At 65.4% G+C, this 21,517-nt stretch carries 14 protein-coding genes; 6 read left to right on the forward strand and 8 right to left on the reverse strand.

The window, feature by feature from the left end:
- Both FHX50_RS00655 and FHX50_RS00660 read right to left on the reverse strand, forming a co-directional pair.
- Nucleotides 1-4,857: a DEAD/DEAH box helicase gene (locus FHX50_RS00655; protein WP_183373557.1), complete on the reverse strand. Its 4,857-nt coding sequence runs from the start codon at nt 4,855-4,857 to the stop codon at nt 1-3.
- Between the two features lie 91 nt (nt 4,858-4,948).
- On the reverse strand, nt 4,949-6,508 hold the full coding sequence (locus tag FHX50_RS00660) for a PucR family transcriptional regulator (protein ID WP_183373558.1): 1,560 nt from the start codon (nt 6,506-6,508) through the stop codon (nt 4,949-4,951).
- Between the two features lie 114 nt (nt 6,509-6,622).
- On the opposite strand from FHX50_RS00660, the gene FHX50_RS00665 reads away from it, so the two are divergent.
- Complete coding sequence (locus tag FHX50_RS00665) at nt 6,623-7,996, forward strand: MFS transporter (RefSeq protein WP_183373559.1); 1,374 nt, start codon at nt 6,623-6,625, stop codon at nt 7,994-7,996.
- Nucleotides 7,997-8,077: 81 nt separating this feature from the next.
- Nucleotides 8,078-9,040, forward strand: coding sequence for an agmatinase (speB, locus tag FHX50_RS00670; protein WP_183373560.1), 963 nt, complete (start codon nt 8,078-8,080; stop codon nt 9,038-9,040).
- Between the two features lie 205 nt (nt 9,041-9,245).
- Here speB and FHX50_RS00675 read toward each other — a convergent pair whose 3' ends face one another.
- Genes FHX50_RS00675 through FHX50_RS00685 form a run of 3 tightly spaced genes read right to left on the reverse strand, consistent with a single transcriptional unit; the run spans nt 9,246 to nt 12,567 of the window.
- Nucleotides 9,246-10,595, reverse strand: a complete 1,350-nt coding sequence (locus tag FHX50_RS00675) for an ABC transporter substrate-binding protein (protein WP_415829939.1) — start codon at nt 10,593-10,595, stop codon at nt 9,246-9,248.
- A gap of 59 nt (nt 10,596-10,654) precedes the next feature.
- Complete coding sequence (locus FHX50_RS00680; RefSeq protein ID WP_183373561.1) at nt 10,655-11,608, reverse strand: carbohydrate ABC transporter permease; 954 nt, start codon at nt 11,606-11,608, stop codon at nt 10,655-10,657.
- A complete protein-coding gene (locus FHX50_RS00685; RefSeq protein WP_183373562.1) occupies nt 11,605-12,567 on the reverse strand; it encodes a carbohydrate ABC transporter permease in 963 nt (320 codons plus the stop codon). The genes FHX50_RS00680 and FHX50_RS00685 overlap by 4 nt, the downstream gene beginning before the upstream one ends.
- Before the next feature lie 188 nt (nt 12,568-12,755).
- Between FHX50_RS00685 and FHX50_RS00690 the strand changes: the two genes are divergently transcribed.
- On the forward strand, nt 12,756-13,592 hold the full coding sequence (locus FHX50_RS00690) for a protein phosphatase 2C domain-containing protein (protein ID WP_183373563.1): 837 nt from the start codon (nt 12,756-12,758) through the stop codon (nt 13,590-13,592).
- 104 nt (nt 13,593-13,696) lie between these two features.
- Entirely contained in the window at nt 13,697-14,839 is a 1,143-nt protein-coding gene (locus FHX50_RS00695; RefSeq protein ID WP_183373564.1) for a GNAT family N-acetyltransferase, read from the forward strand.
- Nucleotides 14,840-14,862: 23 nt separating this feature from the next.
- Here FHX50_RS00695 and FHX50_RS00700 read toward each other — a convergent pair whose 3' ends face one another.
- The 3 genes from FHX50_RS00700 to FHX50_RS00710 all read right to left on the reverse strand — a co-directional run bounded on the left by FHX50_RS00700 (nt 14,863) and on the right by FHX50_RS00710 (nt 17,676).
- On the reverse strand, nt 14,863-15,663 hold the full coding sequence (locus FHX50_RS00700) for a DUF6199 family natural product biosynthesis protein (RefSeq protein WP_183373565.1): 801 nt from the start codon (nt 15,661-15,663) through the stop codon (nt 14,863-14,865).
- 247 nt (nt 15,664-15,910) lie between these two features.
- Complete coding sequence (locus tag FHX50_RS00705) at nt 15,911-16,543, reverse strand: MBL fold metallo-hydrolase (protein ID WP_183373566.1); 633 nt, start codon at nt 16,541-16,543, stop codon at nt 15,911-15,913.
- A gap of 26 nt (nt 16,544-16,569) precedes the next feature.
- The gene (locus FHX50_RS00710) at nt 16,570-17,676 is read right to left on the reverse strand and encodes an S-(hydroxymethyl)mycothiol dehydrogenase (protein WP_183373567.1); all 1,107 of its coding nucleotides are present in this window, start codon (nt 17,674-17,676) and stop codon (nt 16,570-16,572) included.
- A gap of 82 nt (nt 17,677-17,758) precedes the next feature.
- On the opposite strand from FHX50_RS00710, the gene pheS reads away from it, so the two are divergent.
- Together pheS and pheT are read left to right on the forward strand one after the other, a co-directional pair.
- Nucleotides 17,759-18,871, forward strand: a complete 1,113-nt coding sequence (gene pheS, locus FHX50_RS00715; protein WP_183373568.1) for a phenylalanine--tRNA ligase subunit alpha — start codon at nt 17,759-17,761, stop codon at nt 18,869-18,871.
- 2 nt (nt 18,872-18,873) lie between these two features.
- The gene (pheT, locus tag FHX50_RS00720; protein ID WP_183373569.1) at nt 18,874-21,504 is read left to right on the forward strand and encodes a phenylalanine--tRNA ligase subunit beta; all 2,631 of its coding nucleotides are present in this window, start codon (nt 18,874-18,876) and stop codon (nt 21,502-21,504) included.
- The last annotated feature ends 13 nt before the right edge of the window (nt 21,505-21,517 follow it).

Here is a 21,517-nt window from a genome sequence, read left to right on the forward strand (position 1 = left end):
TCATCGAGCGAAATTGATTGTGGGCAGGCTGTCAACGATGCGCATCGTCTCTATAGAAACTGTAGTTACCCGCTTGATGAGATCGACGATGTAGCGGGGGTTGCCGATCTCGTCGGAGTAATCGTTCGGGTCGTTGACGATCTGAGAAGCCTTGTCGGTCTTCACTTGGTATCGGTCGATGATCCACTCGAGGGCGGACCGGGAACCGAGCATGTACCGGTGGGCATCTTCGGGGATCCCTGCCAACGTGAGGTGGCTGTTCACCACGATGCGAGAGCGGTCAGGCTCTTTGTTGATTCGTGGAACCTTCATATTCTGGATCCGGAACCTCTCGGGCTCGTTGTCGGCCGACGGAGGCTTACTTTTCCAGTGCTCCTCCAGCGGATACGGCTCGACCTCTTCGTATCCCACATGAAGGTCCGAGAGTTGCCGTCCGGCATCAGCGAAGGCGCGGAACTGTTCGAGATTACCTGGAACCGGGATGCGCGGCAGCATCTTCTTCAGGTCGGCTTCAAACTCGGCCCGGTAGGCGGGGGAGTGGAGGAGTCCGTAGACGTAGAAGAAGATGTCATCTTTGGTGACGGAGGAGCCGAGAGTTGTCTCGAACTCCTTTTGAATGCCGTCGGTGATGTTGTCTTCACGTATGTAGCCGTGCTCGTCAGGTTCGCCCTGGCTCAAGCCGTCGAACAGGTCAGAGGGGGCCGCGTGAGTCGGCGCCTTGCGGTAGGTGAAGCGCGGGAAGTACTGACCGCTGTTGGAGCCGTACAGAGCTAGGTCTACGATCGATGTCGTCATTAACGCCGAGAATGGCTTTTTGGCTTCAGGAGATACGACGTAAAATCCGAGATTCGAGTGCGATGAGGTAGGGAAATAATGTGCCATCTTCCCTGTTCGATGGTTAACCATCGGGTCAAAGTGCAGGCTGTTCCTGCAGAATGGTCGATATGTGGCCGAAGTGACGGAGCGCTTGAAGACCTGAATCTGGTTATGCTTCAGCGCGTTGGGGATCAAGCTGCTGCTCCACTTGATCTTAGTAGGGTCCCGTTCAAGGTCGTCGGCGGTGGCTGGCCGGGCCGCGACTTGACGATTATATTCGTCGATCATGCGCGTGACGTTCTCGGCCACGCGCTCGCGGGAGAAGTTGTAGACCCATGCATCCCGAGTGGTCTCCACGCCACGCGAGTTGCTGGAGAAGTAGGTGATTGGCTCGGGCTCGCGGGACTCGCCGATCGCGGGGAACGTAGTGAACGCTTCGCTGCGCTGGCTGAGCCAGTCACCGAACTGGTTCGGCTTGATCAGGTCCCAGTCGGCGTCGGTGAGTTGGGCGGTATTTACGATGGAGAGCTTCTGCTCCCGAGTCAGATAGTCACCGATGTCGCGATAGTAGATCTGGCACGGCCCGTCGTGGGACTTCTTCTTCACGCCGATGAACACGACCACCGTGGCGCGACTGCCCTGGCCGAAGACGTTGTCCTTCTCCTTCTGCCTGAGATCACCCGAGGTGCGGGCGTTCCCGCGCATGTTGAAGGCGTACACCTTCGAAAACTCATCGGCTATCGACAGGCGGAGCCCGTCGGCAGTGTTGCCATCCAGCCAGCCGCCGTTCGACACGAACGCCACCACGCCGTCATCCCCCAGTCGGTCCGTGGCCCACCGGTAGGCTCGGATGTACGAGTCGTACAACGAGTTCTTGTTCGTTGCCGTCGAGCGACCCGCGTAGGTCTCGGCGATCCGGCGATCCAGAGTTGGGTACTTCAGGTTCTGGTTGTTGTCATTCGCTGAGGTCTGGCCCACTGAGTACGGCGGGTTGCCGACGATCACGCGGATGTCCGTGGAGAGCTGCTGTTCGATTCGCTCGTTGTTCTGCGGGATCAGCGACGTATCGGCACGGTCACCGTCTTCCGTGATCTGGAAGGTGTCGGTCATCGATGCACCCGGGAACGGCAGGTACTCCGTCGAGTCCGGAACCACCGCTTGGAACGTCGACTCGATGTTTACGCACGCGATGTAATACGCCAGCAACATGATTTCGTTCGCCCACAGCTCGCCCGCATACTTTCGCGCCAAGTCATGCGGCTTGATGATGCCCGACTGCAGCAGTCGCACAATGAATGTGCCCGTCCCCGTGAACGGATCGAGCACATGCACGCCCTCATCGGTCAGGCCATAGCCGAACTCTGCGCGGCACACGTCATCTGCGGCGCGGAGCATGAAGTCGACAATCTCCACCGGTGTGTACACGACACCGAAAGCCGACGCTTGGCGGGGGAACGCGTTCTTGAAGAACTTCTCATACAGGTCATGCACAACCTGCTGGCGGCCCGCCGCGCTCGAAACCTCTGACGCGCGCACCCGCACCGACTCGTAAAAGCGTTCCAGGTTCTCCGTTTCCGCCTCGAGCCCCTGGCCCTCCAGTTTCTGGAGCATCTGCTCCATTGACTGCGACACCGGGTTCTGCCGCGCGAACGACGACTGGCCGAACAGCGCATCAAAAACAGGTGCTGTGATCAGGTGCTGCGACAGCATCGATACAGCATCATCCCGAGTGATCGAGTCATTGAGGTTCCCTCGCAACCCGGCGAGGAAGACCTCGAACTCCTCGTGCGCGCGGCCCGAGTCGATCAGCTGGTTGATGCGCTTGGTCTGGGCATGAGACATTTCCGCGACGTCGCTCGCCCACTGATCCCAATATTCACGGGTGCCGACCTTGCGGACGATCCGCGCATAGATCGAGTCGCGCCACTGGTGGAGACTGAATAGTGCAGGTTGCTGCGATTTCGGCTTTGTGTCACCGTCGCCCCCGTCGGCCCCGATCTCACCCGTCCCGGACGCGGTGCCGGTCAGCAGCTGGTCGCTGCCCGACCCGCCCTCGGCGCCGTCTTCGCCCGGACCCGCGGTGTTGAGGGAGATCGAGTTGATCATGGCGTCGAACCGGTCATCGTGGGCACGAAGAGCGTTCAAAATGTCCCAGATGACTTTGAAGCGCTTGTTGCTGTTCAGAGCTTCGTCCGGCTCCACGCCGGCCGGCACCGCGACCGGCAGAATGATGTAGCCGTAGTCCTTACCAGGGGAGCGGCGCATGACGCGGCCCACCGCCTGGATTACGTCCACCTGCGAGTTGCGCGGAGACATGAACAGCACTGCGTCCAAGGCCGGGACGTCCACGCCTTCCGACAAGCATCGCGCGTTCGTCAGGATGCGGCAGTCGCCGTCCTCCACCGGGGCCTTCAACCAGCTCAGCTTCGAGGCGCGTTCCAGCGCGTTCATGGAGCCATCTACGTGCTCCGCTTGGATCGTCAGGGTCTCATCGGCCTCGATATTCGCGGCTGACACGAGTTCGGGGAACGCCGACGCCACCGATTTCGAACTCTTGATGTCCGGGAGGAAGGCGACCGCACGCTTCATCGGCACTGCATTCGGTGGGAACGCCATGCGGGTGCTGGTGAGACGGGTCCGCTTCGCCAAGCCATTCCAGCAGCCGATGATCTTTGCAGCGTCATCGAGTTTGATCTCGCGGGACTCTGGATCCGTGGAGCCTGCGATCATCTGCTGGAGCGGTGCGCTCATCTGGTCCTCATCGACCATCAGCACCATCACCTTGTAATCGGTGAGCAGGCCCCGCTCTACCGATTCACCGAACCCGAGCCGGTGGAACACCGGACCGAACTTGGCGGCATCGTCCATCGACACAAGCTCAGCGGAATGGTCCTTCGCCTTGCCCTTCGCGGCGTCACCGAACATGCGCGGGGTCGCGGTCATATAGAGGCGACGGGCGCCGCGGATGAAGTCGTTGTCGTGCACTCGAACGAAGTGCGATTCGTCCTCGCCGGCAAGGGTGACACCCGTGGTGCGGTGCGCCTCATCGCAGAGGATCAGATCGAACTCCGGTGCGCCGAGGTGCTGCGCTTCGGCGACCACGTCGATCGACTGATAGGTGGAGAAGACGACATTCAGGCCGGACGCACGGCGGCCCGACTTCAAACGTTCGAACAGGAGCGAGGGGTCCGTAGTTGCGGGCAGTACGAGGTCGTGAGAGGCCAGGTCCTCCGTAACGCGGGAAGCCTTCGTATCGGAGCACACCACGTTCGGGCGCAGCGGCAGCTGTGTCTGTGCCGTCCACTCCCGCAGAGTCTGCGACACGAGCTGGATTGATGGCGCGAGGAACAGCACCCGCAAGTCCGTGTCTGAACCGCGCTCGGCAGCGATGCGCTCCGCCAACTTCAGGCTCGTAAACGTCTTGCCGGTGCCGCAAGCACTGATCCACTGGCCGCGGTCGTTCTTCTCAAAGCCCTGCAGGATCTTCTCGATCGCCTCGGACTGGTGCGGGCGCGGCTCGAACTTCTCCGCCTCCGTGATGCGGAACGAGAGCCCATCACCGCCGGTTTGGAGCCAGTCCACTTGGGAAGCGGCGATCTCGGACAATCCGATCCGCTGCACCGGGATGATCTGGTTCTCCAGCGCGGCTTCAGCGTGGGACGACCACCGGTCCGTGGTCGAGATGATGATGCGGTTGGTGAACGAGACACCGTCCCAGCTCTTGCCGGAGGCGGTGAAGAACGAGTCGATCTGGCCCTTCTGCAGGTAGGTCTTGGGCTCGAAGAACTTGCACTGGATCGCCGTCCAGGAGCCGTCATCGATGCTCCGGGCCACCAGATCGATGCCTGTATCTACCGTGCCTTCGCGGTGGGGCCAGTTGATCCAGCGGGACACGTCCGTGTACTTCGAGGCGAGGGTCGGGTCCTGCTGGAAGTACTGCACCATCAGCTCTTCGAACTTCTCGCCGCGGGCGGCGTTCGGCCCGACCGCCCGGAACCGGGCGAAGACATCTTCGAACGACGACTGCTGCTGTGCAGACATACACGGACTCCCTCACGCACACACGGACACGCTCAGCATATCCAGCGCTGACCAGCACCGATGAATCGCTGCCCCTGGGCCTCGCTTCGGCTCAGTCGAAGAGATGCCCTCCGGACGCACGATAAAGTCGGAGTGCCAACCACAGCTGGGCGACGGTCTCCGTCGAGCGCAGCTCGCGCCCAAGAGCGTGTTCGATCTTCTTCAACCGCTGATTCACGGTCTGGCGGTGAAGATGGAGGGCGGTCGCGGTCCTTTGCGGCGACCGGTCATTCTCTAGGTAAGCGGCGAGTGTAGCGCGCAGCTCGCTGATAGCCGGATCCTTGGCAATCAACGGTCCGAACACTTCATGCACGAAGGCGCGGCCCTGCTCCGGCCGGCCGAACCCCATCCAGGTTCTGTGCGGAGTGAAGACGTGCAAGTTGCGCTCTGACTCGGTTTGCTGCAAATCAGCACTCGAACAGTGCTCCCCGCCGTGCCATTGCGCAAACTCCAGGGCCCAGACTCCCTCCATCAGAGACTCGCGGATGGCAGTGCTTGAAACTTCACTGCCCAGGCCGATCTGGATCGGTCCTTCCATGCAATGTCGAATCTTCTCCACAAGGTGATCCGACGAATCCTCGTCAGCGCCCGCCCGGAGTATGCAGAGAAGCCGGCCGTCCCGCATCGTGGCAGCAAGTCCGGCTCCGTGCCGCTGCAATCGATGCACGAGCCCATCCTGGTCATCAGCCGAACCGCCCTGGATAACGGCTCCTCTGACCGTCCGACCGAGACCGAGCTCAGCAGTCCAATCATCCGGGACTCCGACTGTACGGCCACCCTCATTCAAGATCCGGTCGACAAATTCCACAGCCCGTCGATTGCGCTGCACCGATGAATGATGTTGCTGCCCTAGAAAGGCTCCCAGCACGGAAGCAGCATGGAGCAGCTGCGTGGTGTCTTGTTCAATGCGCTCTCGGGGGCGAAAAAACGCCATGCAACTGGGGACCGTCTGGATCGGAAGCGAGTGGAGTACCTCCCCGGCATCGTTTTCCCAAAGCGAAGCGATCCCATCGCTGCCGCGGCGGGCGAGTGGTGAAGCCCCCTTCAACCAGGAAGGGGGATCGATCGCCGGCGACCAGGGGTGCAGGCAGTTCGAATCGACGACGACGCACTCGAATCCGATTAAACGGCCGATCGCCTGGGTGAAGGGGCGAAGGCCGACGCTGTTCAACGAAGCGTCCGTGAGCCTGCTGTAGAGCTTGACGGTTGTCTGGATCCGACGCGCCTGCGCAGCTGAAGCCGCTTCAGCGATTGTCTGAGCGATGGCCATGAACGGCAGGGGATACGGGACCGAGAACACCGGGACGCCCAGTTCATCAGCAAGCCGCAGCGCATCTGGAACGAGCCCCGCGGCTCCCATATCGGCCCCTACCCCGATAGCCGCGATGCCCGCCTGGTGGAGCCTCGACAGTAGGTCCTTCTGGCCCGCCGCATCAGCAGGGATTGAGGGGCCGTTCGTCAGCAGTACATGGCCGTCACCAACCCAGTTCCATGGGTCGGGCAAGTCGCATGTGTGTGCCCAGTTCGCAGTCCCTCCGAGCCCCGCCCGGCCGGCAAGCAGCGTGAGCCCAAGTTGCGGGGCATCCACCAGGTCGCCCACCGTGATGGCCATCAATCCTCCCTATACAAATGTCTATTGGGAAAAATAAGTGTATACCTCTGTGACCTGTGTCATCTGTGCGTCGAAGCGTTCACTGGATGTCACAAGCTAGACAAGGAGGTCACCATGGCACGCACCGCCACCATGGTGGACGAGGTTCCCCTCAACCGGTTCCACATCAAACTCACCGCATTCTCATCCGGTGGACCCTTCATCGACGGTTACGCTCTGTCCGTCCTCGGCATCGCTCTGCTCACGCTCCAGCCCGCCCTGGGCATGAGCGCAGCCGAGGTCGGTCTCCTCGGAGCATCCACGCTGATCGGAATCTTTGTCGGCGGCGGCGTCTTCGGCTGGGTCACGGACAAGGTCGGTCGGCACACGATGTACATCGTCGATCTCATCGCCCTCGCCGTCTTCTCCATCGCCTCAGGACTCGCCACCGAAACCTGGCACGTCATCGCGGCACGATTCCTACTCGGTGTTGCCATCGGAGCGGACTACCCAATCGCCACCTCGCTGCTCGCCGAATTCCTGCCGCGGAAGTATCGCGGACGGCTTCTCGGTGCCTCATTTGTCGTCTGGGCGGTGGGCGCAGCAGCCGCCTACGCAGTGGGATTCATGCTGAAGGACATCGGTCCCGATGCATGGCGCTGGCTCCTCGCCTCACCCGCCTTGTTCGCCATCATCACGCTACTGTTCCGTCTGGGAACGCCCGAATCCCCGCGTTGGCTCTACTCTAAGGGTCGCTTCGAGGAATGCCGCGCCGTGATCAAGAAGGTCTGGGGGCCAGACTTCGACTTGGAAAACCTCGGCGAGGTTGACGAATCAGATGCCGCGCCGCGCGCCACGTTCAAGACGATCTTCCAGGGCGTGTTCCTCAAGCGCACGCTGTTCGTCGCCCTGTTCTGGACACTCCAGGTCATCCCGATGTTCGCGGTCTATACCTTCGCACCGGACCTGCTGAAGTCCTTCGGCATGCACGGCGATGCCAACCTCTACGGCGGCTCGTTGCTGATCTCCAGCCTTTTCGTCGTCGGTGGCATCCCTGGGCTCTGGCTGGTTGAGAAAATTGGCCGCAAGTCACTCCTTGCTGGGACATTCGCGATCGGAGCCGTTGCACTTGCGATTCCGTTCTTCATCCCCAACGTTCCCGCCGAGATCCTGTTCACGGCGCTCGCAATCTTTGCCATCTCGTCGGGCGCAGCGAACTTCCTCCAGATCGTCTACCCCAACGAACTCTTTCCGACTGAGGTGCGCGCCACCGCTGTCGGCGTGGGCACCGCCCTCTCCCGCATCGGCAGTGCAGTCAGCACCTACCTGATGCCGCTGATGATCCTGAACTTCGGTGCATCTAAGTCACTGATGGCAGGAGCGGTCATCGCGCTCGCCGGTTTGCTCGTGACCATCCTTCTCGGTGAGGAGACCATGGGGCGCTCGCTCAAGGACACCGCCACCGGTGAGGTCCCTGTCGTCAGCGCCAAGACTAGAGTCACCCGTTGACCCGACGCGCGCCGGCTCCCCTCACCTCAACTGTCACCCATCCACCCTCGGTCCAACCACACCCCAACGAAAGGAACCATCATGGTGTCCCACAAGCCCGTCGGCCCCGTTGAAGCAACCAAGGTGCCGCGATACGCAGGCCTCGGCACCTTCGCCCGTCTCCCTCAGATCACCGATGTTCACGACTACGACGTCGCAGTCGTGGGAGTCCCGTTCGACGGCGGCACGTCTTTCCGTCCCGGGGCCCGATTCGGCCCGTCGCAGATCCGCGAGGCCTCCCGCCTGCTGCGTCCTGGCTACCACGTCGAACTCGACACAATCCCCGTTGACAAGCTCCAGCTCGTGGATGCCGGGGACATCGCGTGCACCCCCTACGACAACCAGAAGGCGGTTGCTCAAATCCAAGACCAAGCCGAGAAGCTGGTGGGCAAGGACAAGCGCGTCATCGCTATCGGCGGTGATCACACGATTGCACTGCCTATGCTGCGGGCCACAGCCAAGGCCCATGGCCCCGTTGCGCTGCTCCACTTCGATGCACACCTCGACACCTGGGACACGTACTTCGACGAGCCCGTCACTCACGGCACCATGTTTCGCCGAGCCTTCGAAGAGGGCCTCCTGATCGAGAACAAGTCGATGCACGTTGGAATCCGCGGTCCGGTCTACGACCAGGACGACTTCATCCGCGACCACGAGTTCGGGTTCCAGATCATCCGCTGTTCGGACATCGATGAGATCGGAGCTACCGGCGCTATCAAGCGCGTCCTTGACCGCATCGGCGATACCCCGGTCTACCTCTCTATCGACATCGACGTGCTCGACCCGGCGTTCGCCCCCGGAACGGGCACCCCCGAGATGGGCGGCCTCGCATCCCGCGAACTGCTCCAGATGCTCCGCGGACTCGGAGACCTGAACATCGTCGGCGCGGACATCGTCGAAGTCGCCCCGGCCTACGACCATGCGGACGTCACGTCTCTGGCTGCAGCCACACTTGTCTTCGACATCATGGGCCTGCTGTCCAACAAGGAGTGGGCGAGCTCCTGACCCGTTCACAACGACACGAAGAGGGCCGCACGCTGACCAGCGGGCGGCCCTCGCCTCGCGATGACCACAGGCTCGGAACCGACGCGTAGCGCGGCACCCGTCGGCCGCCCACCCGCGGACACAACCTCCGCCCGCACAGAGCAGGGCGCCCGGCCCCACCTCGCGGCGGGAACCGGGCGCCCCAACAAGCCTCAGAGCCGAGAGGTCACTTCTGCTTCTCGATCTTCGGCTTCACATCCTTGTCGTAGATGCCCTGCAGGTTCTTCTGCAGGCCCTCCAGCGACTGTTTCACATCCGCCTTGTCGTTCAGGATCGACGCCACAGCCTTCGCGATCTCCTGATCCGCACCCGGCAGGTACACGCGCGCATAGTCCTGCTTGCGGGTGTGCTCCAGCTGCTTGATCGCCGTCTCGATCTGCGGGGTCTCCTTGATGATCGCGGACATGTCCGAGCTCTTCCGGTTCGGCATGTACCCGGTCGCCGCCGAGAACTGCGCCGTGTTCTCCGGCTCACCCATGAACTTGATGAACTCCGCCGCAGCGAGCTGCTCCTCCGGCTTGATCGCCGCAGGAATGCCCAGGCCGGCGCCGCCCGTCGGGCACACCGGGCCATCAACCGGGCCCGCGGGCAGGAAGCCCACGCCCACATCGAACTTCGCGGCCTCCAGGATGCCCACCAGGGACCCGGTGGAGGCGATCGTCGCCGAACACACCCCACCGGCGAACGAATCCGCCGAATCCGAGGACGCCACCTGCCCCCACTTCTCCTTGTGCACCGAATCCTGCACCCACTGGAACGCCTCCACCGACTTCTGCTCCGTCAGCTTCAGATCCCACTCGTGGGAGTACTCCGCGCCGCGGCCCCACAGCACGTTCTGCAGAGTCCAGCCCGCGTAGCCTGCCAGGTCCGGGTACATGAACGGCGTATCCGCCTCGGTGAGCTTCTTCGACCATTCAGCGAACTCGTCCCACGTCTTCGGGGCGCGGTCCTCCAGGCCGGCGGCCTTGAAGTGGTCACGGTTGTAGTAGAACAGCGGGGTGGAGCGGCCGTACGGCATCGCCCACTGCTTGCCGTCGTACTGGTAGTCCTCCACGAGGGTCTCGCGGTAGTCATCCAGCTGGAAGTCCAGCTGCTTGAGCAGGTTGTCCAGCGGGATGATGTTGCCGTTCATGAAGTAGCGGAACCACCACACGTCGGAGAGCACCACCACGGCGGGCAGACCCGAGTTCGCCGCCTGCGCCGTCTGGAAGCGCTGCGCGATCTCCTCATAGTTCTGGCCGCCGGTCACCAGGTTGACCTCGATGCCGGTCTTGTCCGTGAAGTCCTTGATCAGCTTCGTCTCGATCTCCTTCGCACCGCCCGGGTGGGTGGACCAGAAGTCGATCTTCTTCGCCGGCTTCACGCCCTCGAAGTCCACCTCCTTCGCCTTGTCGTTGGAGGAGTCGCCGCCCACGGTGGGGCCGCCGCAGGCAGCCAGGGCGAACGCGCCGGCGCCGAGGCCGGACAGGGACAGCAGGGTGCGGCGGGACAGGCCCGTGCGCAGAGGTGAGGTCATCGTCAATCTCTTTCGTTTCAGGGTGATGGGTGAGTGATGGATGGAAGGAAGAGTGAAGGTCAGCCGGTGACACTGCCCTGGGTGAGGCCGGAGACGATGTAGCGCTGCAGCATCGCGAAAACCACCAGGATCGGAATGATGATCAGCACCGCGCCGGCCATGAGGATGCCCCAGCCGGACCCGGTGTTGCCCTCGGAGTTGGCCAGCGCAGTCAGGCCGACGGGCAGGGTCATCATGTGCGAATCCGTGACGATGATCAGCGGCCAGATGTAGTCGTTCCATTCGGTCACGATCGTCACCAGCGCCACCGTCGCGATCGAGGGCACCGAGATCGGCACCACCACCCGCCACAGGGACTTCCAGTGGCCTGCGCCGTCCAGGGTCGCGGCCTCCAGGATCGACGGCGGGATCGACAGGAACTGCTGGCGCAGCAAGAACGTTCCGAACGCCGTGCCCAGGCCTGGCACGATGATCCCCCAGTAGGTGTTCACCCCGCCCAGCTGCGCGATCAGCACATAGTTCGGCAGGATCGCCACCTGCGGCGGCACCATCAGCGCCACCAGGATCAGCACGAAGATCACCCGCTTGAACGGGAAGCGCACGAACACCAGGGCGTACGCCGTGAAGATCGCCAGCACGATCTTGATGACGGACCCGATCACCGTCACGATCACGGAGTTCAAGAAGAACCGCGGGATCGGCACCGTGTTCATCGCCGTCCGGTAGTTCGCCAGCGACGGATCCTCCGGCCACACCACCAGGTCCTGCGTGACCAGCTCATGCGGCGACTTGAACGAGGAGATCACCATCCACAGCAGCGGCAGCGCCACCACCAGGGTCGCCATGATCAGGGGCAGGTAGCCGCCCACCAGGGTGCCCACGAGGTTCTGCTTCGAGAACGGCCCGGTGTTGCGGTGCCGGTAGCGCTGCGGGGAGCGCCCGCCGACGGGGCCCTGCGGGGCACGGTTCCCCGCGGCGCTGCTGGGGGAGTGGGATGCGGTGGCTGTGCTCATGCGTAGTGCACCTTCTTCTCCACGTAGCGGATCTGGATCACGGTGATCAGCAGCAGGAACACGAACAGGATCACGGCGATGGCGGCGGAGTAGCCGGCGCGGGAGTAGCCGCCGAACGCCTGCAGGTACACCTCGAAGATCATCACGTTCGTGCCGCGGCCCGCCGGGGTCATGATGCGGATGATGTCGAACGCCTGCAGGGAGTTCAGGATCGTGGTGATGAGCAGGAAGAACGTTGTGGGGGACAGCAGCGGAAGCGCGATCGACCAGAAGCGCCGCACCGGGCCCGCACCGTCCAGCTCCGCCGCCTGCAGCACCTCCGTGGGCAGGGACTGCAGGCCGCCCAGGTACACGATCGCGCAGTAGCCGAGGTTCTTCCACACGTACACGATGATCACCATCACGAGCGCCCAGTTCGGGTCGTTCACCCACTGCGGACTCGTCAGCGCCACCTGGCGCAGAACCCAGGCCAGGGCGCCGAAGTTCGGGTCGAAGATGAACAGCCACACCAGGCCCACTCCCACACCGGAGAGGACATACGGCGCGAAGATCGCGGTGCGCGCTACGGTGCGTCCCGGCAGCCTCCGGTTCATCGCCACGGCGAACAGCAGACCCAGCACCATCGACCCGCCCACCGTGGCGACGGTGAAGATCAGAGTGATGAGCATGGTGCGGCGACCACCCTCACTGGTGAAGAACTCGATGTAGTTCTGCAGACCGATGAACTGCGCGGTGGTGGAGCCGAGCGTCCAGTCCAGCAGCGAATAGTTCAGGTTCGTCAGCAGCGGCCGGTACGTGAACAGTGCGATGAGGATGAGGTTCGGCGCGGCGAACGCGAGGAACACCCAGAAATCACGGCGGGACCGGGCGGAGAAGCGCCGGCGGCGGGCAGGGGTGCCCTCAGCGGCCCCGCGCGCGGCGGGCGGAGAAGCCGGGGCGGCCTGATCGGAGACTGACATGGTCGAGGACCTCGGGGACGAAGAGGAAGGGGCTCCCGCTCCGCCCGGGTAGGGCGGTCACGGTCGCATGGGATTCACCGGTTCGCGGTGACTGGCATCATATATAACGCTAGCGGCTCAGGTCCCCGCGGGGGTTGTCTCGGGCGTTGACCAGGCTTCATATAACGTTCATTTCAGGAGTGACGCAGATGACTCGTTTCTCACCCATCGGACGCCCGTTGCCACCTGTCACTGCTCATGGCGCCAGCATCGCCGGCACCGACCACATCCTTCAGGACACGTGGGGAAGCACCGGGAACTGCGCCTGGGTGATCGACGGCGCCACCCGGCGCACCGACTCCGACAACGACGCCGTCGCCGCGTGGGTCGCCGACCTCAGCACCCGCATCCGCCGCGAACTGGACAGTGCGCCGACGGCCCCGCTCACCACCGTCCTCGAACGCGCCATCGCCGCCGCGGATCGACCCGGCCCGCCCGACGCCCCGCACCCGTCGGGCACCGCCGCCATCGCTCGGCTCACCGACGATGGCGCGGACGTGCTCGTGCTGTGCGACTCGGGCGTGCTCGTGGGGGAGGAGCTGCTGCGCGATGACCGCCTCGCGAACCTCCGCCGCGACCTCGGCGGCTTCGCCACGATCGACGCTGCGCGCAACGCCGACGGCGGGTTCTGGGTCGCCGGCGGGGAGCCGTCGGCCGCGCACCGCGCCGTCACCCGGCACCTGCCCGGGGTGGACCGGGTGATGCTGATGACCGATGGAGTCGCTGACGAGATCGGCCGTCTCATCCCCACCGCCGCTGACGCCTGGGCGCTGCTCGGCCCCGACTCCTCGTCTGACCCCGACCCCACGCCCGATTCCGACCCCGCGTCCGACTCCGGCCTCGGGCCCCGCTCCGGCCTGGTCTCGATCGCGGCGGCGCTGCGCGAGCTCGCCCCGCGCATCATCGACCGCGACGGCCGCTGTGACGACCTCACCGCCGTCATCCTCGCCCGCCCCTCCCAGACTTCAGCAGCATCCCGCACCTGAACGGCGCTCCATACGTGCGGCATTCTGCTGAAGTATGGAAAGAAGAGGGAGGGGCGGGCTATTTCGATTGCGGCGCCCGTCGGCCCAGGGCGACACTGAACCCCATGAACTCCGACCGCACAGCCGACGCCTTCGCCGCAGCCGCCGCCGTCACCTTCCCGCTGTACCCCGAGGGACCCGTCATCACCCTGCGCCCCGCAGATCTGAAGAGCGATGCCGACGTGGAGCAGATCCTCGACATCGAGATCGCCGACTCCCTCGCCTTCACCGGCGCCGCCGAGAGGCACACCATCGCGCAGCGGCGCGCCCTGCTCCAGTCCAGCCCGATGGCGCACATGCTGCCGGTGGTCGCCGAAATGGAGATGCTCGAGGGCGGCACACAGATCGTGGGCTTCGATACCGTGTTCGCGCCGCGCCTGGACAACACCGACACGATCTTCAGCCACCAGGTCGTGCACCCCGCGATGCGCCGCCAAGGAATCGGCCGCGCCCTCGCCCAGTACGCGCTGGACATCGCTCACGCCACCGGCCGCACGAAGACATCGGTGTTCGCCACCGTTCGTGAAGGCGAGGACATGGACTTGGAAGCGGGTGTGATCCTCGCGCGCCGCGCCGGCCTCAAGCACGTCTCCACCGCCGGAGTGCGCGTCTGCGACCTCCCTATCAGTGAGGACGCCCTCGCCCGCATGCAGGACGCGATCGGGGAGCAGGCCGATGGGTACTCGATCGAGATCGTGCAGGACCCCATCCCCGAGGACCTGCTGGAGGACTGGGGCGCGATGCTCGCCCAGCTCGACATCGACGACCCGGATGAGGACTACGAAGCTGAGGTGCCGACCTACACGCCGGAGCGGATCCGGGCTTCGGAGAAGCGCCGCGCCGACGGCGGCGTCCGTCGGGTCACCGCGATCGCACGGCACATCGAGACGGGCCGCGCCGTCGCCCACACCTATATCGATTTTTCCGACCACCCGGAGACCACGCTGGCGCGGCAGGAGAACACCCTGGTGATGCCGGAGCATCGCCGGCGGGGGCTTGCTCGCGCGGTGAAGCTCGCCCTGCATCGTGAGCTCGCCACGATCGCTCCGCACCTGACGCGCATCATCACCTACAACTCTCACATCAACGACTCGATGATCCATATCAACGAGCAGCTCGGGTACCGGCGCATCGGCAGCGAATACATTTTCCAGGGACCGGTGCCGGAGCGCTTGGACGGCCCGGCGGGGGACAGTCGCGCGGTCTGACAGTCGCGGCAGCACCCTGAGGGTCAGCGGACCGTGACGTCCCGGTTCCCGATGGGGTCCTTCAGATCGATCGGGATCACCCCGGTTCTGACCTCGGAGGAAGGGCACGGGTCCCCGGATTCGGCCTGCGGCTCGCCGATGGTCACCACGACCTCGTCGGCGCTCTCCGACACGTGCACCGGCACCCCGACACAGGCGCTCTTAACCGTGTACGGGATGGCGGGGGCCGCCACCGCGAGATCAGTCGAGGCCGGCGGCCCCTCGGTGCTGGCCGTGCGCGGGAACCGAAACGTGGTCACCGGAAGGTCCCACAGGTAGGCGGGGTGCTGGGCGTCCGGGTCCACCCTCACCCAGGGGTAGGTCCGGGATGACTCAGCCGGGACTTCGTCCACCGGGATGATGAGCGACGGATCAGCGATCTGCGCCTCATCCGCGTCCAGCTGGAGGTCCTTCTCGATCGTCCCCACCTTCGGGGCGTCCTGTGCCCGCGTGCGCTTCCTCTCTTCCAGGTCGGCGAGCTCCTCCTGTACCTGGCGATCGTGTGCCGCCTTCTCCGCCTCCCGGGCCTGGTTCTTCTGCATGAGTTCGACTGACCATACCCCGCCGGCAATGCTGGCGAGCAGGATGACGACGCCGGTCATGCGATAGAGCTCCACAGCGGAAGGGTTCAGCTTCATCTTCCTGCCCTCGGCGAAGTGCCACGCCTCTTGGTAGTAGAGCGCTGTGCGCGGCGCAATGACCAGGAAGAGACCCACGGCTACGCCGAAGATGCACGCGATCAGCGGGAAGGCGTCAACCGAACTGGAACTGGTGGCTGTGTTCATGCCGTCACAGTATCTACGGGACAGATCGGGCGAAAAGGGCCGAACTCCCCGCACTGCCCATGTCGCTGCCGGCGGCCGGACCCTTGTGATGCGGGCACTGGACCTCGAGAACGAACTGGAGCTCGCCGAAGCGGGCCAGCTCATCGCCGCGCCGCCTGACGAAGAGGGCCCGCACTGCATCAGCAGCGCGGGCCCTCATCTCTTCCAGCAGGCAGAGCGTCACCGCGGGGCCAAGGGGTCCCGTACATCAGTCGTCCTTCAGCCAGCCGTCCTTCTTCGCAGCGTCGATCTCAGCGCCGATCGTGGTGGACGGGCCGTGGCCCGTGTTGACCGTCGTCTCGCGCGGCAGCGTGAACAGGCGGCGCTGGATCGTCTCTTCGATCTGCTCCCGGGACGAGAACGACCGGCCGGTAGCGCCCGGACCGCCCTCGAACAGGGTGTCGCCGGAGAACAGCACGTTCTGCGACGGAATGTAGAAGCACACGGAACCGGGGGAGTGGCCCGGGGTGTGGAGCGTGAAGATCTCCGTGTCGTCCAGGGTGAACGTGGAGCCCTCCTGCAGATCCTCATCCCATTCGAGGTCGCCGTGGGTGAGCTTCCAGACCTCTTCGTCGTCCGGGTGCAGCAGCATCGCCGCCTCCAGCTCCTGGGCGAGCTCAGGCGCGAAGCGGACATGGTCATCGTGGGCGTGGGTGAGCAGCAGCGCGAGCACCTCGCGGCCGTCCACGACCTTCTTCACGGCGTCGATGTCGTGCGGGGCGTCGATCACCACGCACTGATCGTCGGTGCCGATCACCCAGATGTTGTTCTCCACCTCATGGGTCTCGCCGTCCAGCGAGAACGTGCCGGCGGCAGTGGAATGGTCGATGCGCAGGGTCATGGCGTGTCTCCTCCTCAGTCCGGGCCTCAGGCCCCATCTCCGTACAGGGCAACAGAGCGCAGCACTTCGCCGCGGCCCATCTTCTCGAACGCCGCTTCGATCGCATCACCGGCGATCGTCTCGGTCACGAACTCATCCAGCGGCAGACGCCCCTGCAGGAACAGGTCCGTCAGGTACGGGAAGTCCCGCTCCGGCAGGCAGTCGCCGTACCAGGAGGACTTCGTGGCGCCGCCGCGGCCGAAGATCTCGATCATGGGCACTTCGAAGGTGTCCGTCGGGTTCGGCACGCCCACCAGGACCACGCGGCCGGCGAGGTCGCGGCCGAAGAACGCCGACTCCAGGGTCTCCGGGCGGGCCACGGCGTCCACCACCACGTCGGCGCCGAAGCCGCCGGTGAGCTCGCGGATCTTCTCAGCCACCTCCTGCGGCTCGAGACCCTTGGTGTTGACGGTGTGGGTGGCGCCGAAGGTCTTCGCCCAGTCGAACTTCCGCTCATCGATGTCGAGCGCGATGATGGTGGTGGCGCCGGCGAGCTTCGCGCCCGCCACGGCAGCGCAGCCCACCCCGCCGAGGCCGATCACGGCAACGGTCTCGCCGCGCTTCACCTCGCCGGTGTTGATGGACGCGCCGATGCCGGCCATCACACCGCAGCCCAGCAGGCCGACGGCTTCCGGGGCGGCATCGGGGTTCACCTTCGTGCACTGCTTCTCATGCACGATGGTCTTCTCCTGGAATGCGCCGATGCCGAGCGCGGCCTCCAGCTTCGTGCCGTCCTCCAGCTCCATCTGCTTTGAGGCGTTGTGGGTGTCGAAGCAGTACTTCGGCTCGCCCTTGCGGCAGGCGCGGCACTGGCCGCAGACGGCGCGCCAGTTCAGCACCACGAAGTCGCCCTTCTCCACATGGGTGACGTCCTCACCGATCTCGGCGACCACGCCCGCGGCCTCATGGCCGAGGAGGAAGGGGAACCCGTCGTGGATGTCGCCCTGACGGTAGGCGAAGTCGGTGTGACAGACCCCGCAGGCCTGCACATCCACGATGACATCGTTCGGGCCGGGGTCCGGCACCACGATGGTGGTCAGTTCGGTGGGCTCCTTCGCAGCTCGGGCGACAACACCGGTCACATTCCAGCTCATGGTGATTCTCCTGTTCTCACGGTGTGCATGGCTCGGTCCTGACCCTATCCGGCCCGTAGGATAAGTGCAGTCACTTCCCACGATGGAGAAAGCGTGTGATTCCGTGAGCCCCACCCAGGAGTTCCCCTCCGAGCAGGAGATCCGAGCGGCTGTGGACGCCGCCCTCGCCGCGATCGGGCAGGCGAGCAGCAGTGCGGAGCTGAAGCAGGTGCGCATCGACCATGTCGGCGACAATGCGCCGCTGTCGATCGCGAACCGCGGCATCCGCGACCTGCCGAAGGAGCAGAAGGCCGCCGCCGGCAAACTGATCGGCGGGTCGAAGGGCCAGGTGCAGAAGGCCCTCGCTGAGCGCCAGCAGCAGATCGCCGCGGAGGAGCTCGAGCAGGCTCTGCGCAGCGAAACGGTGGACGTCACCACCTGGCAGGACCGCCTGCCGCGCGGTGCCCGCCACCCGCTGTCCACCCTGGGGGACCGCATCAGCGATTTCTTCGTCGGGATGGGCTGGGAGATCGCGGAGGGCCCCGAGCTCGAAGCGGAATGGTTCAACTTCGATGCCCTGAACTTCGATGAGGACCACCCGGCGCGCCAGATGCAGGACACGTTCTACGTGGCGCCCGAGGGGTCCGGTCAGGTGCTGCGCACCCACACCTCCCCGGTGCAGGCCCGCACCCTGCTGGAGCGCGGTGTGCCGCTGTACATCGCGTGCCCGGGCCGCGTGTTCCGCACCGACGAGCTGGACGCCACCCACGCGCCCGTGTTCACCCAGGTGGAGGGGCTGGCGATCGACAAGGGCCTGACCATGGCTCACCTGGAGGGGACCCTGAACGAGTTCTCCCGCGCCGTGTTCGGGGGGGAGCCGATCACACGCCTGCGCCCCTCCTACTTCCCGTTCACGGAGCCGAGCGCGGAGATCGACTTCCGCTGCTTCTCCTGCGACGCCCGCGCCGGCATCGACCATGACGCCGACCCGGCCTGCCGGGTGTGCGGCGGCACCGGCTGGATCGAGATGGGCGGCTGCGGCATGGTCAACCCGGCCGTGCTGCGCGCCTGCGGGGTGGACCCGGAGGAGTACCAGGGCTTCGCGTTCGGTCTCGGCATCGAACGCATCCTCATGCTGCGCAGCGCAGTGCCCGACATGCACGACATCGTGGAGGGCGATATCCGCTTCTCCCAGCACTTCGGAACGGAGATCTGAGAATGCCCCGCATCCCCCTGACCTGGCTCGCCGACCATGTGGAGCTGGAGCCCGGTGCCACGGCGGAGAGCGTCGCTGCACGCCTGGTCTCCGTCGGCCTCGAAGAAGAGGAGATCATCCCCGCGCAGGTCACCGGCCCCCTCGTGGTGGGCCGCGTTCTCGACCTCGTGAAGGAGGAGCAGAAGAACGGCAAGACCATCAACTGGGTCCGTGTGGACGTGGGCGATGAGCACAACGAGGAGAAGGACAACCCGAAGGACCCGCAGCCCGGCGAGGAAGTGCCCAGCCGCGGCATCATCTGCGGGGCGCACAACTTCGTGCCCGGGGACCTCGTTGTGGTCTCCCTGCCGGGCACGGTGCTGCCCGGACCGTTCCCGATCGCGGCCCGCAAGACCTACGGCCACATGTCCGACGGCATGATCTGCTCCACCGCGGAGCTCGGCCTCGGCGACGGCATCGGCGACGAGACCAAGGGCATCATCGTGCTCGGCAAGGGCTCCGCCGAAGGGATCGACGCGAAGCCCGGCGATGACGCGATCGCCCTCTTCGGCCTTGGTGAGGAGGTCGTGGACATCAACGTCACGCCCGACCGCGGCTACTGCTTCTCCATGCGCGGTGTCGCCCGCGAATACGGCCACGCCACCGGCGGTGCGTTCACCGACCCGGCGCTCAGCGGCGCCGCAGGGGAGGACTCCCGGCCGACGGATGCCGCCGCCACCAGCGGCCCTGACGGCGAGCCGGTGCCCGTTCAGCTGAAGGACGACTCCCCGATCCGCGGCCAGATCGGCTGCACCGCCTACGTGGCGCAGAAGGTGACGGGGATCGACCCGTCGGCCCCGAGCCCGCGCTGGTTGCAGCAGCGGCTCATCCTCGCCGGCATGCGCCCCATCTCGCTGAGCGTCGATGTCGCGAACTACGTGATGTTGGACCTCGGCCAGCCGCTGCACACCTTCGATGCGGACAAGCTCACCGGTGGGATCACGGTGCGCCGCGCCCGCACGGGCGAAACTCTCATCACCCTCGATGACCAGGAGCGCACCCTGTTCGAGGAGGATCTTGTCATCGCCGATGACTCCGGCGTGATCGCACTCGCCGGCGTCATGGGCGGCGCCTCCACCGAGGCGGGGGAGTCCACGACCAGCGTGCTGCTGGAGGGCGCGTCGTTCTCTCCGATCAGCGTGGCCCGCACGGCCCGCCGCCACCGCCTGCCCTCCGAGGCGTCCAAGCGGTTCGAGCGCGGCGTGGACCCGGCGCTGCCGCAGATCGCGGTGCAGAAGGCCGCCGAGATGCTCGTGGAGTTCGGCGGCGGCACCATCGAACCCCAGCGCACCCATGTCCGCACCGAGGAGCAGCCCGCCCTCGCTCCGATCGATCTGCCGCTCGGGTTCGCCGAGCGGCTCATGGGCGTTCAGTACTCCCGTGAGGACGTGGTGGGCCGCCTGGAGCAGATCGGCTGCACAGTGGTCACCGCGTCCACTCCCGCCGCCGGCGGTGAGGAGGTGCTGACGGTGCAGCCGCCCAGCTGGCGACCCGACCTCACGATCCGCGAAGCGCTCGTGGAGGAGATCGCCCGCCTCGTCGGCTACGACCAGATCCCGTCGGTGCTGCCGAAGGCGCCCGGTGGCCGAGGCCTCACCCGCCTGCAGCGCGGACGCCGCGCCGTCCTCACCGCGCTCGCGGAGTCGGGCCTCACCGAGGTGCTGACAGTGCCGTTCACGAGTGAGCAGGTGCTGGATGACCTCCAGGTGCCCGCTGATGATGAGCGCCGCTCAACGGTGTGCCTTCTCAACCCGCTGCAGGACGATCAGCCGCTGATGCGCTCCAGCATCCTCGCGACCCTGCTGCCCGCGGCGCAGCTGAACATCGCGCGCGGTGAGGACGCGGTCGCGCTCACAGAAGCGGGCACCGTGTTCTTCCGCGGCTCCGGTCAGGTGCCGGTTCCGTCGGCCGAGACGCGGCCGACGGATGCTGAACTGGCAGCGATCGATGCTGCCCTCGCGCCGCAGACACGCCGCCTTGCCGGTGTCCTCGCCGGTGCTGTGGCGCCGGAGGGCGTGGCGGGGAAGGCCCGCTCCTGGGACTGGGCGGATGCGATCAGTGCGGTGAAGCGCGCCGCGGACGCCGCCGGTGCACAGGTCGAGGTGGTCCAGGGCGAGATCGCCCCGTTCCACCCGGGCCGCACCGCCGAGATCCGCACCGCAGAGGGCGACCTGCTCGGCCACGCCGGTGAGCTGCACCCGAGCGTCATCAAGGCGTTCAAGCTGCCGGCGGGGGCGTCGGCGTTCGAGATCGACCTGGATGCGCTGATCGAATCGGCCCCCTCCGTTGTGGATGCGGGGCCGGTGTCCACGCTGCCGATCGCGAAGGAGGACTTCGCGTTCGTCGTGGACCAGAACGTGCCGGCATCCGCGGTCCGCGCCGCCATGCTGGTGGGCCTCGGCGATGCCGCGGAGTCCGTGCGGCTGTTCGATGAGTACCGCGGAGACCAGGTCGCCGAGGGGAAGAAGTCGCTGGCGTTCGCGGTGCGTCTGCGTCCGCTGGAGTCCACGCTGAACACGAAGCAGATCGCTCAGCTGCGCCAGCAGGCGATCGATGCTGTGGCTACGGCCATGGGAGGCGAGCTGCGCGCCTGATGCGCTGACGACT

It is taken from the genome of Helcobacillus massiliensis (assembly GCF_014191425.1).
GTDB classification, from domain to species: Bacteria; Actinomycetota; Actinomycetes; order Actinomycetales; family Dermabacteraceae; genus Helcobacillus; species Helcobacillus massiliensis.

Bases quoted from the DNA above. Each gene is read 5' to 3' on its own strand.
- FHX50_RS00695 (WP_183373564.1), top strand. From the start codon at position 13,697: ATGAACTCCGACCGCACAGCCGACGCCTTCGCCGCAGCCGCCGCCGTC.
- FHX50_RS00685 (WP_183373562.1), bottom strand. From the start codon at position 12,567: ATGTCAGTCTCCGATCAGGCCGCCCCGGCTTCTCCGCCCGCCGCGCGC.
- FHX50_RS00705 (WP_183373566.1), bottom strand. From the start codon at position 16,543: ATGACCCTGCGCATCGACCATTCCACTGCCGCCGGCACGTTCTCGCTG.
- FHX50_RS00655 (WP_183373557.1), bottom strand. From the start codon at position 4,857: ATGTCTGCACAGCAGCAGTCGTCGTTCGAAGATGTCTTCGCCCGGTTC.
- pheS (WP_183373568.1), top strand. From the start codon at position 17,759: ATGGAGAAAGCGTGTGATTCCGTGAGCCCCACCCAGGAGTTCCCCTCC.
- pheT (WP_183373569.1), top strand. From the start codon at position 18,874: ATGCCCCGCATCCCCCTGACCTGGCTCGCCGACCATGTGGAGCTGGAG.
- FHX50_RS00690 (WP_183373563.1), top strand. From the start codon at position 12,756: ATGACTCGTTTCTCACCCATCGGACGCCCGTTGCCACCTGTCACTGCT.
- FHX50_RS00665 (WP_183373559.1), top strand. From the start codon at position 6,623: ATGGCACGCACCGCCACCATGGTGGACGAGGTTCCCCTCAACCGGTTC.
- FHX50_RS00710 (WP_183373567.1), bottom strand. From the start codon at position 17,676: ATGAGCTGGAATGTGACCGGTGTTGTCGCCCGAGCTGCGAAGGAGCCC.
- FHX50_RS00680 (WP_183373561.1), bottom strand. From the start codon at position 11,608: ATGAGCACAGCCACCGCATCCCACTCCCCCAGCAGCGCCGCGGGGAAC.
- FHX50_RS00660 (WP_183373558.1), bottom strand. From the start codon at position 6,508: ATGGCCATCACGGTGGGCGACCTGGTGGATGCCCCGCAACTTGGGCTC.
- FHX50_RS00675 (WP_415829939.1), bottom strand. From the start codon at position 10,595: ATGACCTCACCTCTGCGCACGGGCCTGTCCCGCCGCACCCTGCTGTCC.
- FHX50_RS00700 (WP_183373565.1), bottom strand. From the start codon at position 15,663: ATGAACACAGCCACCAGTTCCAGTTCGGTTGACGCCTTCCCGCTGATC.
- speB (WP_183373560.1), top strand. From the start codon at position 8,078: ATGGTGTCCCACAAGCCCGTCGGCCCCGTTGAAGCAACCAAGGTGCCG.